Raw genomic sequence first — 20,173 nt, forward strand, 5'->3', positions numbered from 1 at the left:
CGCCGGGCGAGGTTTTAACGTCGGATTACAACAGCGGGATCGAGTAGCTGACGATCAGGCGGTTTTCGTCCTGCGAGCGCTGGCCCGGAATGTCGTTACGCCACATGGCGTTTTTCCAGGTCAGGCCCAGGTTCTTCAGCGGACCTTCCGGAATCACGTAGGCCACGGTCAGGTCGCGTTCCCACTCGCTGGCGTTGGTCGCCGAAACGGTACGCTGAGGGAGAACGGAACCCTCTTTGCCGGAAGTGTCGATATTATCGCCACGCAGATAGATCACACCGGCGGTCAGGCCAGGCACGCCTACCTTGGCGAAATCGTAGGAGTAGCGAGCTTGCCAGGTACGTTCGCCAGCACGGGCGAACTTGGCGATCTGCATGTCGGTAGTCAGGTAAGCCGACGAACCGTCACCCTGGTTCAGCCAAGGGAAGTCGCTGTCACCGTTGCTCACCTGGTAGCCGCCACCGAAGGTATGGCCGGCAACCGAGTACAGGAACAGGCCGCTGATCAGGTTGTTATCAACCTTGCCCTTGGTGATGCCAGTGCCGTAGTCACCGGTGGTGTAGTAGGCCGAGTCGTGGCCGTTGGCACCGTCGTCACGGCTGTTGAAGTAGCGCAGGTCAGACTTCAATACGCCCGGGCCGATAGCCCAGTTGTGCAGCAGGCCAACGAAGTGCTGCTTGTAGAAGTCTTTCAGGTTGCCGTAGTAGTACTGAGCGGTCAGATCTTTAGTGATCTTGTAGTCACCACCACCGTAGATGAACTTGTTGCTGTCACGGCCAGCAGCGGTGTGTGCGTTGGCGCCAGCAATCGACAGTTCTTCGTTGTTGCTGGAGTTACGACCCTTGGCGTGCTCGATCTGACCGCCGACCAGTGTCAGGTCCTTGATGTCGTTCGAGGTGATCTGACCGCCCTGGAAGGTTTGCGGCAGCATACGACCATCGTTGGTCACGATAACCGGCAGTTTTGGCTGCAGGGTACCGAGCTTCAGCTCAGTCTGGGAGATCTTGGCTTTGGCAGTCAGGCCCAGGCTGGAGTAGTTATCGACCGCTTTGCCGTTGGACTCGCTTGGGAAGACGGTGCCGCCGTAAGAAGTAGCAGAGGCGCCGTTGGTACCGCCGCCCGAATCCAGCTTGATGCCCAGCAGGCCGATGGCGTCGAGACCGAAACCGACGGTGCCTTGGGTGTAACCGGAAGTGAAGTTGAGCTGGAAGCCTTGGCCCCACTCTTCTTGCTTGCTCTGTGCGCCGGACGCCTTGGTATCGGCATCGCGGTTATCGGTATTGATATAGAAGTTACGCAGACCCAGAGTGGCCTTGCTGTCTTCGATGAAACCGGCGGCGCCTGCCTGCTGCGCCAGAACCCCAACGGCCACAGCCAGGGCCAAGGTGGACTTGTTCATGTTTCGCTCCTCTCGTTTCTAATTCTTGTGTACTCAGGCCCAGGGTCTGCTGCCCCGGGTCCATCGGTGGGCGATTAGCGCCAGACCGTGACCCATAAGTCAATCGTAACCAACTGTGTCTACGACCAAGGTCTAATCGCGATGATTGGGTCCTTGCAGGGTAATGAATTTCTCATAAACCCAAAAAGAATTATTTCATTCTTTTTCATACCGTTCGGGAATATCGACAGGTACATCCGTTTGAACCGTGGCCCAAGGTATCGGCGTCCTGTTTGATTCCTGAATGGTATTTCCCCGCTGATCTTTAGATCGATCAGTTAAAACATAAGCCAGATACGTCAACCAGTATCGAAAAGGCGACGCAATAATGGCTGGGCGCCGATGATCCAGTCAATTTGTTACAGTTTTTGTATCGCGCGCATTTATTTTTCTGAAACATAAATCAGGCGCGACAGGCGCAACGAAAAACCCGCTCCTGTCAAGAGCGGGTTGCCGAACGGGATGAAGCTCAGAGGGCTTTTTCGAAGATTTTCGAGTTGCGCTGGTAGTTGTACAGCGAGGCCCGCGCGGAAGGCAGGCGCTCGACGCTGCTAGGGGCAAAACCGCGTTCGCGGAACCAGTGAGCAGTACGGGTGGTGAGGACAAACAGGGTTTTCAGGCCCTGGGCCCGGGCCCGGGTTTCGATCCTTTCCAACAGTTCGTCGCCGCGGCCGCCGTGGCGGTATTCCGGGTTCACTGCCAGGCAGGCCAGTTCCCCGGCGTCGGAGTCGGCGATCTGGTAGAGCGCGGCACAGGCAATGATCATCCCCTCGCGCTCGACCACGCTGAACTGCTCGATCTCACGCTCCAGCACCTCGCGGGAACGCCGCACCAGAATGCCCTGCTCTTCCAGCGGACTGATCAGATCCAGCAGCCCGCCGACGTCCTCAATGGCCGCCTCGCGGACCAGCTCGAACTGCTCCTGGGCCACCAGCGTACCGCCACCGTCACGGGTGAACAGTTCGGTCAGCAGCGCGCCGTCTTCGGCGTAACTGACGATATGGCTACGCCCTACTCCACCCCGGCAAGCTTCTGCCGCGGCATCCAGCAGTTCCGCCTGATAGTTGCTGCCCAGGCGCTGCAAATGGGCCGGCACCTGTTGCGGACGCAGTTCGCGCACCAGGTTGCCGCTTTCATCCAACAGGCCACGCTCGGCGCCGAACAGCAGCAGCTTGTCGGCAGCCAGGTCGATGGCCGCGCGGGTGGCGACATCTTCGCAGGCGAGGTTGAAGATTTCCCCGGTTGGCGAGTAGCCCAAGGGCGACAGCAGCACGATCGAGCGCTCGTCCAGCAGGCGGTTGATGCCCTTGCGGTCGACCCGGCGCACTTCGCCGGTGTGGTGATAGTCGACGCCTTCGAGCACGCCGATCGGCCGGGCGGTCACCAGGTTGCCGCTGGCGACCCGCAGCCGCGAACCCTGCATAGGCGAGGACGCCATGTCCATGGACAGCCGCGCTTCGATGGCGATGCGCAACTGGCCGACGGCATCGATCACGCATTCCAGGGTCGCCGCATCGGTGATGCGCATGCCGTGGTGGTAATGCGGGGTCAGGCCGCGCGCAGCCAGGCGGGTTTCGATCTGCGGACGCGAGCCATGCACCAGCACCAGGCGCACGCCCATGCTGTGCAGCAACACCAGGTCATGGACGATGTTGCCGAAGTTCGGATGTTCTACGCCGTCGCCGGGCAGCATGACCACGAAGGTGCAGTCGCGGTGGGCATTGATGTAGGGAGAAGCGTGACGAAGCCAATTGACGTATTCGGGCATAACCTGAGCCTGTAAATAAGAAGCAGCCTATAAAAGGACGAAACGGGAAAACGCACAGCGGGCTGGTGGTTATCGTCGGAACAGGCTTGGCGACACGCTCGCTCTCCTTGAGGTACGGGCTTGGCCGTCGGTGATTTAGTAAAAATCAGGCCGGCGTCAGGCAGTAATGATTAATCAGTTCACGTAGTAGATGCACGGTAGGCTGCAAGCGTGACATTTCGAGGTATTCCCCCGGCTGGTGGGCACAGGCGATGTCGCCCGGGCCCAGCACCACTGTCTCGCAGCCAAGGCGCTGAAGATAAGGCGCTTCGGTGCCGAACGCCACTGCTTCGGCGCGATGCCCGGTCAGGCGCTCGACCACCCGCACCAGTTCGCAGTCTTCGGCCTGCTCGAAGGCCGGCGCCTCGGGGAACAGCGGCGCGTAGTCGATCTTCACCTGGTGCCGCTCGGCCACGGGCACCAGCTTCTGCCGGATGGCCGCGCGCAGCGCCTGTGGGTCCATGCCCGGCAACGGCCGCAGGTCGAACTCCAGCGAGCATTGGCCGCAAATGCGGTTCGGGTTGTCGCCACCGTGGATACAGCCAAGGTTCAGGGTCGGCTGCGGCACGCTGAACTGCGGATTGCGAAATTCGCGCTGCCACGCCAGGCGCAGGCCGCGCAGTTCGCCGATGGCATCGTGCATGGCTTCCAGGGCGCTATGGCCCAGGCTCGGGTCGGAGGAATGGCCGCTGCGCCCGAGAATGTCGATGCGCTCCATCATCACGCCTTTGTGCATGCGGATCGGCCGCAGCCCGGTCGGCTCGCCGATCACCGCGGCGCGTCCCAATGGCCGGCCGGCTTCGGCCAGGGCCCGGGCGCCAGCCATGGAGCTTTCCTCGTCACAGGTGGCGAGGATCAGCAATGGTTGTTTGAAGGGCTGGTCCAGCAGCGGCCGGACCGCCTCGATGACCAGGGCGAAAAAACCTTTCATGTCGCAACTGCCCAGGCCGACCCAGCGCCCATCGACCTCGGTGAGCTTCAGCGGGTCGGTCTGCCACAGCGCGCCGTCGTAGGGCACGGTATCGCTGTGCCCGGCCAGCACCAGGCCGCCGGGGCCGCTGCCGAAACTGGCGAGCAGGTTGAATTTGCCGGGGCTGACCTGCTGGATATCGCAGGCAAAACCCAGGTCGCCGAGCCAGCTCGCCAGCAGGTCGATGACCGCACGATTGGACTGATCCAGCGCCGGCTGGGTACAGCTGACCGAAGGTGTGGCAATCAGCGCAGCGAACTGCTCTTTCATGGACGGCAATGGCATGCGCTGGCTCCCGGGCTCCAAGATGAAGTCCATCATAGAGCCATCCTGCGACAGGAATAAACCGCCACGGCACCTCGACGCGGCGAGTCCTGTACACTGCACGACCTTGGCAGCCACACATTCCCCCGGCTGCGCTCCCGATCCTGGATTTTCCGGCCATGCAGAAAGAAACCGAAATCAAACTCCGCGTCAGCCGCGAAACCCTCGCCGCCCTGCGTGAGCACCCGCTCCTGAAAAAACGCAACAAAAGTGGCTGGGAACACCGTGAACTGATGAACCAGTACTTCGACACGCCCGAGCGCGACCTGGCCCGCGCCAAGGTTGCCCTGCGCCTGCGCCGCGACGGCGAAGAAGTGATCCAGACCCTCAAGACCCGCGGCCAGAGCGTCGCCGGCCTGTCGGAACGCAACGAGTACGACTGGCACCTGGCCAAAGCCAAGCTCGACCTGAAGAAGCTCGACGGTGAATGCTGGCCCGAGCAACTGGCCGAGCTGGACAAGAAAACCCTCAAGCCGATCTTCACCACCGACTTCGTCCGCGAACGCGCGGAAATCGCCTGGGGCCGCGGCAAGGCCAAGGTGGTGATCGAAGCCGCCCTGGACCTGGGCCACGTGATCGCCGGCAAGCAGAAGGAAGAGATCTGCGAGCTGGAACTGGAACTGCGCGAAGGCGAACCGGCCGCCCTGCTGGAACTGGCCGCCGAACTGGCCGCCACCCTGCCGCTGATGCCCTGTGACATCAGCAAGGCCGAGCGCGGCTACCGCCTGTTCGACGCCAACAGCTACTCCCTGAGCCTGCCCGCTCCGGAACTGAGCGCGGAAACGCCGCTGGACGACGCCTTCGCGGCGCTGACCTGGCACCTGCTGGGCAGCAGCCAGCGCCTGGCCGAGCAATATCGCTTCAACGGTCACTGGCGTTTGCTGCAGGACTGGGTCGAAAACCTGGCGGAACTGCGCGCCCTGGTCAGCAGCCTGGGCCAGGCCGCGCCGCGCCAGGCGACCGCCGAATTGCGCGCTTCGCTGGACGGTCTGCTGGAAGACTGGCGCCCGCTGGTGCAAGCCGGCCTGGACGACGAAGACGTGCGCAAGGCCGCGCCCGAGCAGTTCATCGAAGAGCTGGAAGACGTGCGCTGGGGCCTGTTCTCGCTGAACACCTCGCGCTGGTTGCTCGCCCGCAACTGGACCGCCGAACGCAATACCCGTGGCAACCGCCAGGGTGCCGCGCAACTGGGCAGCTGGTTGCCACGCCTGTTGGCCGACGAAGCCAGCTCCCTGCAACTGCCGCGCTACCAGCAACAGCCGGAAGACCTGGCCGAACAGCTGCCGCGCATCGAACGCATCCAGTCCTGGCTGCATCACGCGCGCAATGTGCTGGAAATCCCGGAGCTGGACCGTCTGTACGGCGAGTTGAACAAGCTGGCGCAACTGGCCAACGAGCCGATCACCGACGAAGCCCTGGATGCCCGCAAGCAACAGGCGATCACGGTGTTCCAGAACCGCGCGTGGAAGACCCTGCTACGCATGTAAGGGTTCCATGAACAGGCTCGCTCCTGCCTTGCGGGAGCGAGCAGGCTCGCGACAGCGCCAGCCGCTTCCCCCCTCCTCAGCGCAGCACCGGCAAGCTGGTGGTCGACTTGATCTCCGACAGCGCCACGATCGAATTCACTTCCTGAATCCCCGGCACCATCGACAGTTTCTCGAAGAAGAAACGCTCATACGCCTCGATGTCCGCCGTGACGATGCGCAACAGAAAATCCACCGCGCCCATCAGCACATAACACTCCAGCACCTCCGGAAAACCGCGGATCGCCTCGGTGAATTCGGTGAAGTTGGAACGGCCGTGGGCATTGAGTTTGACCTCGGCAAAGATCTGCGTGTTGAGGCCGATCTTCTTGCGGTCGAGCAAAGTCACCTGGCCACGGATCACCCCCTCCTCCTTGAGCCGCTGGATCCGCCGCCAGCAAGGTGACTGGGACAGCCCCACCTGCTCGGCGATCTGCGCGCTGGACAGCGAAGCGTCCTCTTGCAGCAGCGCCAGGATGCGGCGGTCGTAGGCGTCCAGTTCGCTATGCATAGATATTCCTCAATAACCTATAGATGCGAATCAGATGATTCGACAATTTCGAAAATACCTTCATCTTAGATAAGAAATACCCGCAACCGAATGTAAAAATTTCTCCATTGATCTGGAGAAGCCCATGCCCCCTCTCGAAGCTGTCAGTTCCCGCGCCGATGTGTGGAATGTCGCCAACACCCATTGCCGGGTGCATTACCAACTGGTCACTGACGCCGAGGCCGATGTGCTGTGCCGGGTGCTCAATCATTTCGCCCTGCAATCCCTGCTGCCGCAGCAGGTCCAGGTGCAACAGCAGGACGGTTCGCTGCGGATGGAAGTGCTGCTCGACGGCCTGAGCTGGCATCGCGCCCAGGTCATCGCGGAAAAACTGCGCAACCTGGTCAGCGTGTGTTCGGTACAGCTGCAACTGGCCGAGCGCGAGCCGCTGCAGGCCGCCGGCTGAAAGCGCCAGGCAAAACCCTGCAACGCTTGGGCGACTGACGGTCGCCGTCCCGGGACTATTCTTGGCATTCCGTGGTCAGAGGCGCATCTAACCCGCCTGCTGCCGGATTGTTCACAAGGAGCCCGCATGTCCGTTCCTCTCGTTACCCAGGACCGCTGGCTGGATCTCAACGATCTGCTGCGCGACCTGGTTGCCCAGGGTTTCATCAGCCAGGACTCGGCCGAACACGCCCTGACCACCCGCCGCAACGCCGCCAACAGTCAGCTGCACCCGCTGGAGTTTCTCGCCAGCCAGCACCTGGACGACCTCAGCCGGCCCGGCAAACGCCTGGACCTGGAAAGCCTGACCCTGTGGCTGGCGCAACAGGCCGGCCAGCCGTACCTGCGCATCGACCCGCTGAAAATCGACGTCGCCGCCGTGACCCCGCTGATGTCCTACGCCTTCGCCCAACGCCACAAGATCCTTGCAGTGTCGATCGACGCCGAAGCCATCACGGTGGCCAGTGCCCAGCCTTACGTCAGCGCCTGGGAAGCCGACCTGACCCACGTGCTGAAGCTGCCGATCAAGCGGGTGGTGGCCAACCCGGTGGAAATCCAGCGCCTGACTGTGGAGTTCTTCCGCCTGGCCAAGTCGGTCACCGGCGCCAGCGCCGACCAGAAAAGCCACGCCCCGGGCAACTTCGAGCAACTGCTCAACCTCGGTGCCAGCGATCAGGAGCCCGACGCCAACGACGCGCACATCGTCAACATCGTCGACTGGCTGTTCCAGTACGCCTTCCAGCAGCGGGCCAGCGATATCCACATCGAGCCGCGCCGCGAGCAAGGCACCGTGCGCTTTCGCATCGACGGCGTGCTGCACAACGTCTATCAGTTCCCGCCCCAGGTCACCATGGCCGTGGTCAGCCGCCTGAAAAGCCTGGGCCGGATGAACGTCGCGGAAAAACGCAAACCCCAGGACGGCCGGGTCAAGACCAAGACCCCGGAAGGCGGCGAAGTGGAGTTGCGCCTGTCGACCCTGCCCACCGCCTTCGGCGAGAAAATGGTCATGCGCATCTTCGACCCCGAGGTGCTGCTCAAGGACTTCGACCAGTTGGGCTTCTCCAGCGACGACCTGCGGCGCTGGCAGGAAATGACTCGCCAGCCCAACGGCATCATCCTGGTCACCGGCCCCACCGGTTCGGGCAAGACCACCACCCTGTACACCACCCTGAAGAAGCTGGCGACGCCGGAGGTCAACCTCTGCACCATCGAGGACCCGATCGAGATGGTCGAGCCGGCGTTCAACCAGATGCAGGTCCAGCACAACATCGAGCTGAGCTTCGCCAGCGGCGTGCGCGCACTGATGCGCCAGGACCCGGACATCATCATGATCGGCGAGATCCGCGACCTGGAAACCGCGGAAATGGCGATCCAGGCGGCCCTCACTGGCCACCTGGTGCTGTCGACCTTGCACACCAACGATGCGCCCGGTGCCATCAGCCGCCTGCTGGAACTGGGCGTCGCGCCCTACCTGATCAAGGCCACGCTGCTGGGAGTCATGGCCCAACGATTGGTGCGCACCCTGTGCCCACACTGCAAGACCCCACTGACCCTGGACGAAGACGACTGGCAAAGCCTGACCCGGCCCTGGCAGGCGCCGCTGCCCAGCCATGCCCATGGCGCCACCGGCTGCCTGGAATGTCGCGATACCGGTTACCGGGGCCGCGCCGGGGTGTATGAAATCATGCAGTTGAGCGACAGCCTCAAAGCCCTGATCAGCGCCGACGCCGACCTGCTCGCCATACGCCGCCAGGCTTTTCAGGAAGGCATGCGCAGCCTGCGCCTGTCCGGAGCGCAGAAAGTCGCCGCCGGGCTGACCACCCTCGAGGAGATATTGCGGGTGACGCCACAAAGCGAGCAGCGATGAGCCGTCCGGCTACCAGTCGAGGACACCCAGCCCGGTATTGGGCTTGATCCACAGCACCGCGCCGCCCTCCCTGCGTTGCTGTATCGAGCGCCCAGCGTTGAGCGTTTCCCCCGTGCGCAGGTTCTGCGCGGAGTCCGATTTGCTCGGGCTGAACATCAGGGTACCCGGCGTGTCCTGACGAACCCTCATGCCGCGGGGGTAGTGCCAATCGCCCAGGGTCAGGTCTTGCGCCAGTTGCCCGTTCCAACGTCCGGGTTGCCGCCGCTCGTCGAGATCCAGGCTCAGGTCCGACAGCGCTATTCCCTGGATAACCACCGCAGGCGAAGCCAGGCCGATGGTGTCGATGCTGAACCTGCCGTCGTACTGACTGACCTCGCTGGAGCTCGGCCACTTCACCCCTGCCACATCGGCCCCGGTCACCAGGGTGCAGGAAGAGAAGCGCCAGCGGCTGGGTTGCAAGCGGTCCTCGTCGGCAATGTCCAGCGTTACCCAGGTGCCGCCGGCGCAGGGCCAGCCCGCGACGACCTGGTCACGGCTCAGCAGCATCTTTGAGAAAGGGCCGCTGCCGTACATCTGCAACTCTGTAACCTCCACACCCTTGATTGTGTGGGGTGCAGCGAATTTGGCGTAATAGAGACTGCGCAGTCCATGGGGTTGCGGCTGGCCTTGCGAATCCAGAGGTTCAAGTGTTTCCAGATTCAGCTTGGCACCTGCGGGCAATGGCAGGCCATCAAGCTGTACGTCCTGCTCAAGTTCTGGGTGGAGTGCCTTTCTAAGCTGATCGTCGCTGTGGATTTTCCACAGGGTGCAAACCACAAAGATTGCACAGACCACTGCAAGCGCAGCGAAGTGCAGGGGCTGACGGCGCATCCGGCGTCGGCAGGCCGGAATGAGCAAACCAATCAGCAGCAAGGGAAGTCCGATAAAGGACAGCAACACCAGGCTCAGCAGGGTTGCGTAGATCATCGCGCCAAAAATCAAGGCCAGCATCCGTGCAGTCGAGAAAGTCGCCCATGGTGGCAAATGCCGCCCCTGCGTTCCAGCACATTGACTCGATACCGAGGTGCCGCGGTCGCTCCTGAAGAGCTCGTGCAGCCCCCGTCCACGCAGGCAAAAGCTTGTTGCAGCAGCAGGGAACTCAATAGGGCCAACACCTATCAAAGGGCTCAGTTTTCCCCCCTAGTTGGAGTCACCCACCATGCGTCTCAAAACAGCTGTCGCCACCCTGGCCCTGCTTTCCCTGCCTGTAGGTTCGGCAATGGCCGACAGCTTCTGGCGTAACATCCTTTCCACCGGCGCCACCACTGCGTCCACCTACCTGACTTCCAAGGATCACAAGCTAGTCGTCGCCGCCCAGGACGACGCCAGCAGCTTCGTCGCCAGTGAAGGCAACATCCGCGGTCCGTACCTGGAAGCCGCGATGCAGAAAGTCCGTGCCGACAACCCGGGCCTGCAGGCCACCGACATGGAGCTGGCCAACGCGATCCTGGCAAAAAACGCTATCGCCCAGCAGTGACCGCCAGCCTGTAGCCAGGCTGACGCAACGAAAAATGCCGCTCACAAGAGCGGCATTTTTTTGCCCGCCGTTCGAGCTCAGCGGTAGGCATCCACCGGTATGCAGGCGCAGAACAGGTTGCGGTCGCCGTAGACATTGTCGACCCGGTTCACCGTCGGCCAGTACTTGTGCGCCCTGGCGTGGGGGCTGGGGATCACCGCCTGCTCGATGCTGTAGGGCCGCTCCCAGACTCCGGCGATGTCCGCCAGGGTATGGGGCGAACGCTTGAGCGGGTTGTCTTCGGCCGGCCAGTTGCCTTCCTGGACCTGGGCGATCTCGGCGCGAATGCTCAGCATGGCCTCGATAAAGCGGTCCAGCTCGGCCTTGGACTCGCTTTCGGTGGGCTCCACCATCAGCGTGCCCGGCACCGGGAACGACATGGTCGGCGCGTGAAAACCGTAGTCCATCAGGCGCTTGGCCACGTCCTCTTCGCTGATGCCGGTCTGCGCCTTGAGCGGCCGCAGGTCGAGAATGCACTCGTGGGCGACCCGGCCATTGCGCCCGCTGTAGAGCACCGGAAAGGCCCCGCTCAGGTGCTCGGCCAGGTAGTTCGCGGCGAGGATCGCCACCTCGCTGGCATCCGCCAGCTGCGGCCCCATCAGGGCGATGTACATCCAGCTGATCGGCAGGATGCTCGCGCTGCCCCAGGGCGCCGCGCTGACCGCGCCGTTCTGCGGCAGCGGCCCGTCGATGGCCACCACCGGGTGGTTGGCCACGAACGGCGCCAGGTGCTCCCGCACGCCGATCGGCCCCATGCCCGGGCCACCGCCGCCATGGGGAATGCAGAAGGTCTTGTGCAGGTTCATGTGGGAAACGTCGGCGCCGATATCGGCCGGCCGTGTCAGCCCGACCTGGGCGTTGAGGTTGGCGCCATCCATGTACACCTGGCCGCCGTGGCTGTGGATCACCTCGCAGATCTCGCTGATGCCCTCCTCGTACACCCCGTGGGTCGAAGGATAGGTGGCCATCAGGCACGCCAGGTGTTCGCCCGCGGCCAGGGCCTTGTCTTTCAGGTCTTGCAGATCGACGTTGCCGGCATCGTCGCAATCGACGATCACCACCTGCATGCCGGCCATCTGCGCCGAGGCCGGGTTGGTGCCGTGGGCCGAGGCGGGAATCAGGCAGATATTGCGCTCTCCCTGCTGGCGGCTCTCGTGGTATTTGCGGATCGCCAGCAACCCGGCGTACTCGCCCTGGGCCCCGGAGTTGGGCTGCATGCAGATCGCGTCGAAACCGGTGATGGCGCATAACCAGCGCTCAAGTTCCTCGATCATCAGCGAATAACCGAGTGCCTGCTCCAGCGGAACAAAGGGATGCAGGTTGGCGAAGCCGGGCCAGGTGATGGGGATCATCTCGCTGCTGGCATTGAGCTTCATGGTGCAGGAGCCCAGCGGGATCATCGACTGGTTCAGCGCCAGATCCTTGTTCTCCAGCTGCTTGAGATAGCGCAGCATCTCGGTTTCGCTGTGATGGCTGTTGAACACCGGATGGCTCAGGTAAGGCGTGCTGCGCAGCAGGTCCTGGGGAATGCCCGGGACCAGGCTTTCAGCGTCCAGTTGCGCCACGTCCAGCCCGTGGTCGGCGCCGAGGAACACATCGAACAGCCGGGCGACGGTAGTCTCGTCGCAGGTTTCATCCAGGCTCAGGCCCAGCTGCCCGCGCCCGAGGATCCGCAGATTGATCTGCGCGGCCTTGGCGCTCTCGATGATGGCTGTCTGGCTACCGCCGACCTCCAGCGTCAGGGTGTCGAAGAACTGCCGGTTCAGCCGCTCGATGCCCTTGCGCTCCAGGCCAGCGGCGAGGATGCAGGTCAGGCGATGGACGCGCTGGGCAATACGCCGGAGGCCTTCCGGGCCGTGATAGACCGCATAGAAGCTGGCGATATTGGCCAGCAGCACCTGGGCGGTGCAGATGTTCGAGTTGGCCTTCTCGCGGCGGATATGTTGCTCGCGGGTCTGCAGGGCCATGCGCAGCGCCACGTTACCCCGGGCATCCTTGGACACGCCGATGATCCGCCCCGGGATCGCCCGCTTGTACTCCTCGCGGCTGGCGAAGAACGCCGCGTGGGGCCCGCCGTAGCCCATGGGCACGCCAAAGCGCTGGGACGAACCGAACACCACGTCGGCCCCCAGTTCGCCCGGCGGTGTCAGCAGCAACAGGCTCAACAGGTCGGCGGCCACGCAGGCCAGCGCCTGCTGCGCGTGCAGGTGATCGATCAGCGGCCGCAGGTCGCGAATCTCGCCATGGGTGTCCGGGTATTGCAACAAGGCACCGAAGACCTGGTGCCGCTTGAGGTTGTCCAGGGTATCGACCACCAGTTCGAAGCCGAACCCTTCGGCACGGGTCTGCACCACCGAGAGGGTCTGCGGATGGCAGTTCTGGTCGACGAAGAACAGATTGCTTTTCGACTTGGCCACACGCTTGGCCAGGGCCATGGCTTCAGCGGCGGCGGTCGCTTCGTCCAACAGCGAGGCGTTGGCCAGTTCCAGGCCGGTGAGGTCGATGGTCAGTTGCTGGAAATTGAGCAGGGCTTCGAGCCGGCCCTGGGCGATCTCCGGTTGGTAGGGCGTGTAGGCGGTGTACCAGCCGGGGTTTTCCAGCACGTTGCGCAGGATCACCGTGGGGGTCAGGGTGCCGTGGTAACCCATGCCGATCAGGCTGGTCCAGACCTGGTTCTGCTCGGCATAACCGCGCAGCTTGGCCAGGGCGGCCTGCTCGTCCAGCGCCGGCGGCAGGTCCAGCGGACGGTTGAAACGGATCCCCGGCGGCACCGTCTGTTCGATCAGCTCGACCCGGCTGCCCAGGCCCAGGCTGTCGAGCATCGCTTGCTGCTCGGCGGCGTCGGGCCCGAGGTGACGCCGCAGAAAGGCATTGGGATCGCGTAACTGGCTCAAGGACGGCAACTGGGACATGGCGGGCTCTCTCTCAGGCGGCGCTCGGCGTCGATGGAACAGGGTCAAAGCAGCATAGCAGCCGATCCCGGACGCCGACGGTGTGGCACCCCGGGCGAAGCGGTAGCATGATGCTCGACTCCGGCGCGGCCCGCCGCCCTGCCTCGACCACTGCTTATCGGGTATCCCATCGTCATGAGCCAGCTGCCTTTCCTGCCGTTCTCCAAACCCACCATCGATGAAGCCACCATCGCCAGCGTCGGCGACGTGCTGCGTTCGGGCTGGATCACCAGCGGGCCCAAGGTCCAGGCCTTCGAGGCGCAACTCTCGCAGTACTGCGGTGGGCGCCCGGTGCGCACCTTCAATTCCGGCACCTGCACCATGGCGATCGCCCTGCGTATCGCCGGCATCGGCCCTGGCGACGAAGTCATCACCACGCCGATTTCCTGGGTGGCCACGGCCAACGTGATTCTCGAAGTCGGCGCCACCCCGGTGTTCGCCGACATCGACCCGGTGACCCGCAACATCGACCTGGCCCGGGTGGAAGCGGCTATCACGCCACGGACCAAGGCGATCATCCCGGTGTTTCTCGCCGGCCTGCCGCTGGACATGCCGCGCCTGTACGCCCTGGCGCGCAAACACGGCCTGCGGGTCGTGGAAGATGCCGCCCAGGCGCTGGGCTCAAGCTGGAACGGCGAGCGCATCGGTGCCGGCGGCGACCTGGTGTCTTTCAGCTTCCAGGCCAACAAGAACGTCACCTGCAGCGAGGGCGGCGCCCTGGTGCTGAACACCGCCGAAGAGGCGCGCCTGGCGGAGAAGTACCGGTTGCAGGGCGTGACCCGCCACGGCTTCGACGGCCTGGACGTCGATGTGCTGGGCGGCAAATTCAACATGACCGACGTCGCGGCCGCCATCGGCCTGGGCCAGTTCGCCCACCTCGAAGCCCTCACCGCGCACCGCCGCGAGTTGGCCCGACATTACTTCGAATGCTTCGGCAGCGACTTCGAAGCCCGCTACAGCACCCAGCTGCCACCGGCGGACTTCAGCAACAGCAACTGGCACCTGTTCCAGCTGGTACTGCCGGAGCGGCATGACGGCAAACCGGCGCGGGCGACCTTCATGGAGCAGATGCAGGAACGCGGGATCGGCATCGGCTATCACTATCCGCCGATTCACTTGCTGAGCCTGTACCGCGAGCGCGGTTTCAAGGAGGGGATGTTCCCGGTGGCGGAGCGGGTGGGACGCCTGATCGTCTCGTTGCCGATGTTCACCGCCATGACCAAGGACGATGTCGAACGCTCGGTAGCGGCGGTGAAGGCTGTCTTGCAAGAGGCATAAATAGATGCCGGCTCCTGAACGGCCGGCTCTTGCACTATCCAAGACGCTCAATGCCCTGCATTGGGCGTTTTTATTTCAGCGATAAAGATAGTTGCCAATCGCTATATATCAGCGCCACCGGCCCGATTCCTTGTGCCAAAAACCAGACTCCCGACAAAACTTTGTTTAACTGCGTACATAAACACATGATAAGCCAGCACGATTCAAAACATTGAATTTTCGCAATACCGACAGCACCAAAGACAATAGCCAATAGTTCTATAGTTCAATTTTTTGCATGCTATGTTTACCTATGACTGCGCAGTTGAGACAAAAGGCCACTACGCAGTTGCAAAGACCGTTACAAAATCCATGTTTCAATCTATTCGAAATGGAGTTCAAGAAATGAGCAGCCAACAAATAATTCTATACATCGAAGAACAGCAGTTGATTGCACAAAAAAACAACAACTACAGCCTTTATCTGGCCAAGAAAGTAAACAATGACTTCACTGTCATCTGGCAATCAAAAGGACCTATTGCCACCGTCAACAACCCTAGTTACCAATACCGAAACGTCTTCGATGTCGCCACTCCGTCGTTCATGGTCAACTACACCAATGACCCGGTCAGCAGTGGCGATGTCACCTTCACCTCCGGCGGCAAGAACCTGCCGATCAGTACCGGCCAGATCACCACCCTCGATGCCAACGGTGTGTTCACCCCGGCCAAGAACGGTGGCGTCCCCTCGGACGTTCTCATCAACAACCTGCTGCAAGGCAATCCACATCAAATCCTGCTGGACTCCAACGGCAATAACATCTGGGTGAATCGCCAGAGCGGCATGAACATCGGTACTGCGACGCTGACACCAAAAAGCCAATACCAAGTCTGGTTCGGCAACATTCAGGAAACCGGTTCGTTGATCGCCACCAACCTGTCCAACCCCTATGTGGTGACCCTGCAGGATGGCGGCAGCATCACCATCACCTACACCGACAGTGGCACCTGGGTGACCGGCGAACCGGCCAAACGCCTGAGCGCCGCTGAAATCAAGGCACTTCACGCCAGGGCCGGGATCGCGGCATAGTCCGCGGGACGGGCTCGAGCATCGGTTGCGCGCAGGACGCAGAGCACCACGCGATACCCTTGGCAGTCTTTCGCTCGCAAACGCCGCTCAAACAAGAAAACCCTGTATATCGCCGATCTACAGGGTTTTTTTGTTGATGGCGTCGAACCCGGCCAGCTGGACTCGAGACTCTGCACCGAAATCATCCACGGGATGAACGTGAGATTAGCCATGAGTAAGCAGACCATCATCGTCTATATCGAAGAAGATCAACTTGTTGCGCAAAAGGTAAACAACTACAGCCTCTATCTGGCGAAGAAAGTAAACAGTACTTTCACCGTCATCTGGTTTGCAAAGCCCCCCTTCGCCGCACCCAACCAGCCGTCCTACCAATATAAGAATGTCTTCAATATCACTAATGACTCTTACATGGTCAATTTTACAAACACGCCCGTACAAGAGGGAGATGTCAACTTTACTTCGGGAGGAAAAAACCTGCCCATCAACACGGGCCAGATAACCACTCTAACTAAGTATGGTGTATTCAGCCCTGCAAAGAATGGTGGCACGCCAGGAGATGTTTCAATAAATAACGAACTTTCGGCCAACCCCAGCGAAATATTATTGGACTCTACCGGACTCAATCTCTGGGTGAACTGTTCAGGCGGCATGAATATAGGTGTCGCCACCATGACACCCAAAAACGAGTTTCAATTATGGTTCGGCCCAGGCCAGACAGCGGGCTCGTTAATCCCCAGCACTCTGTCCAATCCTTACACCATCAGCGTGAACGACGGAGAAACCAAAACCGTCACCTACAACAACCAGGGCGCCTGGGTCAGTGGCGAACCAGCACTGAGCCTGACAGCAGAAGAAATAGCCGAACTTCACACCAGGGTAAGCAAAGCCGTGCTGCTGGCCAGATCGCTCCATCATTAGGCCAGTGACTTGAGTTGTCGCATTGTCTTAAACGAAAAACGCCGCATACCCGATAAGGGAACACGGCGCTCTTGTAACGGCTTGGCTTGCGGCAGCGGTTATTCGCCGATAGCGGCCTTATAACCGGCTGCGTCGAGCAGCTTCTCAAGGTCGGCAGCGTTGGCCGGCTTGAGCTTGAAGATCCAGGCGCCGTACGGGTCGCTGTTGAGCAGCTCCGGGCTGCCGCTCAGGTCGTCGTTGACCGCGATCACTTCGCCAGCCACTGGCGCGTAGATGTCGGAAGCGGCCTTCACCGATTCCACCACACCGGCCTGGTCGCCAGCGCCGAAGACATTGCCGACTTCGGTCAGCTCGACGAACACCACGTCGCCCAGGGCTTCCTGAGCGTGGTCGCTGATGCCCACGGTCACGGTGCCATCGGCTTCCAGACGGGCCCATTCGTGACTTTCGGCAAAACGCAGGTCAGCAGGGATATCGCTCATGTTCTGTGTCCTCAAGAAGAAATGTCAGCGGTAGATCCCGCCGGAAATAAGTTAGATCAAGGTTTTGCCATGACGCACGAAGGTCGGTTTTACCACCCGGACCGGGTACCACTTGCCACGGATTTCCACTTCTGCACGGTCGGCGGTAGCTATGGGCACCCGTGCCAGGGCGATCGATTTGCTAAGCGTAGGAGAGAAACTACCACTGGTGATCTCTCCTTCGCCAACATCGGCGATGCGCACCACCTGGTGGGCACGCAGCACGCCGCGTTCTTCCAGCACCAGGCCGACCAGTTTGTGCTTCACCCCACCCGCGCGCTCGGCCTCCAGCGCGGTGCGCCCGATGAACTTACGCGACGCCGGTTCCCAGGCGATGCTCCAGGCCATGTTGGCCACCAGCGGTGAAACCTCCTGGTGAATGTCCTGGCCGTACAGGTTCATGCCGGCCTCCAGGCGCAGGGTGTCCCGGGCGCCGAGGCCGATCGGCGAAATGCCCGCGCCCACCAGATCGTTGAAGAACGCCGGGGCCTGGTCGGCCGGCAGGACGATTTCCAGGCCATCCTCACCGGTGTAACCGGTGCGCGCGATGAACCAGTCGCCATCGGCCTGGCCTTCGAAGGGCTTGAGTTGCTGGATCAGCGTGCCGCGCGACTGGGCCACCAACTCGGCGATCTTGTGGCGGGCGTGGGGCCCCTGGATCGCCAGCATCGCCAGCTCGGAGCGTTCGTGCAGTTGCACCTGGAAAGCGCCCAGCTGCGCCTGCATCCAGGCCATGTCCTGGTCACGGGTGGCGGCGTTGACCACCAGCCGGTAACCGGCGTCGGTGCGGTAGACGATCATGTCGTCGACGATGCCGCCGTGCTCGTTGAGCATGGCGCTGTACAAGGCCCTGCCAGGGCTTTGCAGGCGCTCGACGTCGTTGGCCAGCAGGTGCTGGAGCCAGGCCTTGGCCTGGGGTCCGTCGACATCGATCACGGTCATGTGGGATACATCGAAAACCCCGCAATCGCGTCGCACCTGATGGTGCTCCTCGACCTGCGAGCCGTAATGCAGAGGCATATCCCAACCGCCAAAATCGACCATCTTCGCGCCCAGGGCGAGATGAAGGTCATACAGAGGCGTGCGCTGTCCCATGGGTTTCTCCTTCCGGGCGTGGCGAAGGTGCGGACGGTCGCCGTATGAGCTGGAAGCCTTGTAATAGATGGCTCTCAGACAATTCAAGAGACCCGATCAGAAAGATCGACCGCACCGAATGCCGCGCATTGTAGCCGCAAGGTGTGACACTGGCACCTAACCGATTCGATGAGCGGAGCGTCGGATCAGTCCGATCACCGGCAGCAATCCCACCAGGACCAGGGTCAGGGCCGGCAACGCGGCACGCGACCACTCACCCTCGCTGGTCATCTCGAAGATCCGCACCGCCAGCGTGTCCCAGCCGAACGGGCGCATCAGCAAGGTGGCGGGCATTTCCTTGAGCACATCGACGAATACCAGCAACGCTGCGCTCAGGGTGCCGGGCAGCAAAAGCGGCAGATACACTTTGAAAAACAGTCGTGGCCCGCTGACCCCCAGGCTGCGCGCCGCTTCCGGCAACGAAGGGCGGATCCGCGCTAGGCTGCTTTCCAGCGGTCCATAGGCCACTGCGATAAAACGCACCAGATAGGCCAGCAGCAACGCCGCCAGACTGCCCAGCAGCAAGGGTTTACCCGCCCCACCGAGCCAGCCCGACAGCGGGATCACCAGCTCGCGGTCCAGATAACTGAACGCCAGCATGATCGACACCGCCAGCACCGAGCCTGGCAAGGCATACCCCAGGTTGGCCAGGCTGACGCCGGAATGGATCGCCCGGGTCGGCGCCAGCCGTCGGGCGAACGCCAGCAGCAGGGCCACGCTGACCGTGATCAGGGCCGCCATGGCGCCCAGGTACAGGGTGTGCAGGATCAGCCCGGCATAACGCTCGTCGAGGTCGAAACGGCCACGCTGCCAGAACCACACCAGCAGTTGCAGCACTGGGATGACGAAAGCGCAGGCGAACACCAGCGCGCACCAGCTTGTGGCCGCCAGGGCCTTGATGCCATGCAGGTGGTACAGCGCCTTGCCCCGCGGCCGCTCGTTACCCGAGCGACTGGCGCCACGGGCGCGACGCTCGCCGTACAGCACCAGCATCACCGCCAGCAGCAACAGGCTGGCCAGCTGCGCGGCGCTGGACAGGCTGAAGAAGCCGTACCAGGTCTTGTAGATGGCGGTGGTGAAGGTGTCGAAGTTGAACACCGCCACCGCGCCGAAATCCGCCAGGGTTTCCATCAGCGCCAGGGCCACACCGGCGCCGATAGCCGGCCGCGCCATGGGCAGGGCCACGCGCCAGAACGCCTGCCAGGGCGTCTGCCCCAGCACCCGCGCGGCCTCCATCAGGCCTTTGCCCTGGGCCAGGAACGCGGTGCGCGCCAGCAGATACACATAGGGATAGAACACCAGCACCAGGACCAGGATCACCCCGCCGGTGGAACGCACCCGCGGCAGGCGCAGGCCCGTGCCGAACCATTCGCGCAGCAGGGTCTGCACCGGGCCGGAAAAATCCAGCAGGCCGACGAAGACAAAGGCCAGTACGTAGGCCGGAATCGCAAAGGGCAGCATCAGCGCCCAGTCCAGCCAGCGGCGTCCGGGAAACTCGCAGAGGCTGGTCAGCCAGGCCAGGCTCACCCCCAGCAGCGTCACGCCCACACCGACCCCCAGCACCAGGGTCAGGGTGTTGCCCAACAGACGCGGCATCTGGGTTTCCCACAGGTGCGACCAGATCTGCTGGTCGACCACCTGCCACGACAGCAGCAGCACGCTCAGCGGCAGCAGCACCAGGGCGGCGACGGCAAAAACCAGCGGGTACCAGCGACGTTGGGCGGGATGGGCCACGAAAGACTCTCGAGCGAGATGGATCAATAAAAGGCAATTGCGAACCGGCTAAACAAAACGCCCCACAAAGGCGGGGCGCAGTATAACCAGC

The 20,173-nt window shown here is 62.3% G+C and carries 16 protein-coding genes; 7 read left to right on the forward strand and 9 right to left on the reverse strand.

Annotated features, from left to right (window positions below; translation table 11 throughout):
• Positions 1–25: 25 nt before the first annotated feature.
• The 3 genes from J4D52_RS01500 to argE all read right to left on the reverse strand — a co-directional run bounded on the left by J4D52_RS01500 (position 26) and on the right by argE (position 4,500).
• Positions 26–1,399: an OprD family porin gene (locus J4D52_RS01500; RefSeq protein WP_102676178.1), complete on the reverse strand. Its 1,374-nt coding sequence runs from the start codon at positions 1,397–1,399 to the stop codon at positions 26–28.
• A gap of 508 nt (positions 1,400–1,907) precedes the next feature.
• Positions 1,908–3,206: an amino-acid N-acetyltransferase gene (gene argA, locus J4D52_RS01505; RefSeq protein WP_053281341.1), complete on the reverse strand. Its 1,299-nt coding sequence runs from the start codon at positions 3,204–3,206 to the stop codon at positions 1,908–1,910.
• 145 nt (positions 3,207–3,351) lie between these two features.
• Entirely contained in the window at positions 3,352–4,500 is a 1,149-nt protein-coding gene (argE, locus tag J4D52_RS01510) for an acetylornithine deacetylase (RefSeq protein ID WP_102676180.1), read from the reverse strand.
• Positions 4,501–4,658: 158 nt separating this feature from the next.
• Here argE and J4D52_RS01515 point away from each other — a divergent pair, with 158 nt between their 5' ends.
• Positions 4,659–6,026 (forward strand): inorganic triphosphatase, encoded by a 1,368-nt coding sequence (locus J4D52_RS01515; RefSeq protein ID WP_063433343.1) that lies wholly within the window; start codon positions 4,659–4,661, stop codon positions 6,024–6,026.
• A 76-nt stretch (positions 6,027–6,102) separates the two neighbouring features.
• On the opposite strand, the gene J4D52_RS01520 is transcribed toward J4D52_RS01515, so the two are convergent.
• Complete coding sequence (locus tag J4D52_RS01520; RefSeq protein ID WP_007928270.1) at positions 6,103–6,573, reverse strand: Lrp/AsnC family transcriptional regulator; 471 nt, start codon at positions 6,571–6,573, stop codon at positions 6,103–6,105.
• 124 nt (positions 6,574–6,697) lie between these two features.
• On the opposite strand from J4D52_RS01520, the gene J4D52_RS01525 reads away from it, so the two are divergent.
• Together J4D52_RS01525 and J4D52_RS01530 are read left to right on the forward strand one after the other, a co-directional pair.
• Positions 6,698–7,018: a hypothetical protein gene (locus J4D52_RS01525; RefSeq protein WP_063433344.1), complete on the forward strand. Its 321-nt coding sequence runs from the start codon at positions 6,698–6,700 to the stop codon at positions 7,016–7,018.
• A gap of 126 nt (positions 7,019–7,144) precedes the next feature.
• Positions 7,145–8,923, forward strand: a complete 1,779-nt coding sequence (locus tag J4D52_RS01530; protein ID WP_063433345.1) for a GspE/PulE family protein — start codon at positions 7,145–7,147, stop codon at positions 8,921–8,923.
• 9 nt (positions 8,924–8,932) lie between these two features.
• On the opposite strand, the gene J4D52_RS01535 is transcribed toward J4D52_RS01530, so the two are convergent.
• Entirely contained in the window at positions 8,933–9,913 is a 981-nt protein-coding gene (locus J4D52_RS01535) for a hypothetical protein (RefSeq protein ID WP_063433346.1), read from the reverse strand.
• Positions 9,914–10,121: 208 nt separating this feature from the next.
• On the opposite strand from J4D52_RS01535, the gene J4D52_RS01540 reads away from it, so the two are divergent.
• On the forward strand, positions 10,122–10,439 hold the full coding sequence (locus tag J4D52_RS01540; protein ID WP_025807104.1) for a DUF2388 domain-containing protein: 318 nt from the start codon (positions 10,122–10,124) through the stop codon (positions 10,437–10,439).
• Positions 10,440–10,516: 77 nt separating this feature from the next.
• Here J4D52_RS01540 and gcvP read toward each other — a convergent pair whose 3' ends face one another.
• Positions 10,517–13,390 (reverse strand): aminomethyl-transferring glycine dehydrogenase, encoded by a 2,874-nt coding sequence (gcvP, locus tag J4D52_RS01545; RefSeq protein ID WP_102676177.1) that lies wholly within the window; start codon positions 13,388–13,390, stop codon positions 10,517–10,519.
• A gap of 174 nt (positions 13,391–13,564) precedes the next feature.
• On the opposite strand from gcvP, the gene J4D52_RS01550 reads away from it, so the two are divergent.
• The 3 genes from J4D52_RS01550 (at position 13,565) to J4D52_RS01560 (ending at position 16,693) form a co-directional block, all read left to right on the forward strand.
• On the forward strand, positions 13,565–14,707 hold the full coding sequence (locus J4D52_RS01550; RefSeq protein WP_102676176.1) for a DegT/DnrJ/EryC1/StrS aminotransferase family protein: 1,143 nt from the start codon (positions 13,565–13,567) through the stop codon (positions 14,705–14,707).
• Positions 14,708–15,091: 384 nt separating this feature from the next.
• Positions 15,092–15,775, forward strand: coding sequence for a hypothetical protein (locus J4D52_RS01555; RefSeq protein ID WP_097306546.1), 684 nt, complete (start codon positions 15,092–15,094; stop codon positions 15,773–15,775).
• A 210-nt stretch (positions 15,776–15,985) separates the two neighbouring features.
• On the forward strand, positions 15,986–16,693 hold the full coding sequence (locus J4D52_RS01560) for a hypothetical protein (protein ID WP_102676175.1): 708 nt from the start codon (positions 15,986–15,988) through the stop codon (positions 16,691–16,693).
• Positions 16,694–16,791: 98 nt separating this feature from the next.
• On the opposite strand, the gene gcvH is transcribed toward J4D52_RS01560, so the two are convergent.
• From gcvH to J4D52_RS01575, 3 genes are all read right to left on the reverse strand, one after another.
• The gene (gene gcvH, locus J4D52_RS01565; RefSeq protein WP_025807096.1) at positions 16,792–17,175 is read right to left on the reverse strand and encodes a glycine cleavage system protein GcvH; all 384 of its coding nucleotides are present in this window, start codon (positions 17,173–17,175) and stop codon (positions 16,792–16,794) included.
• A gap of 51 nt (positions 17,176–17,226) precedes the next feature.
• Positions 17,227–18,309, reverse strand: coding sequence for a glycine cleavage system aminomethyltransferase GcvT (gene gcvT, locus J4D52_RS01570; protein ID WP_102676174.1), 1,083 nt, complete (start codon positions 18,307–18,309; stop codon positions 17,227–17,229).
• A gap of 156 nt (positions 18,310–18,465) precedes the next feature.
• On the reverse strand, positions 18,466–20,082 hold the full coding sequence (locus tag J4D52_RS01575) for an iron ABC transporter permease (RefSeq protein ID WP_110721739.1): 1,617 nt from the start codon (positions 20,080–20,082) through the stop codon (positions 18,466–18,468).
• Positions 20,083–20,173 lie beyond the last annotated feature (91 nt).

Origin of the sequence: Pseudomonas sp. GW460-12-10-14-TSB1, from assembly GCF_017349775.1 — a bacterium.
Lineage (GTDB): Bacteria > Pseudomonadota > Gammaproteobacteria > Pseudomonadales > Pseudomonadaceae > Aquipseudomonas > Aquipseudomonas piscium.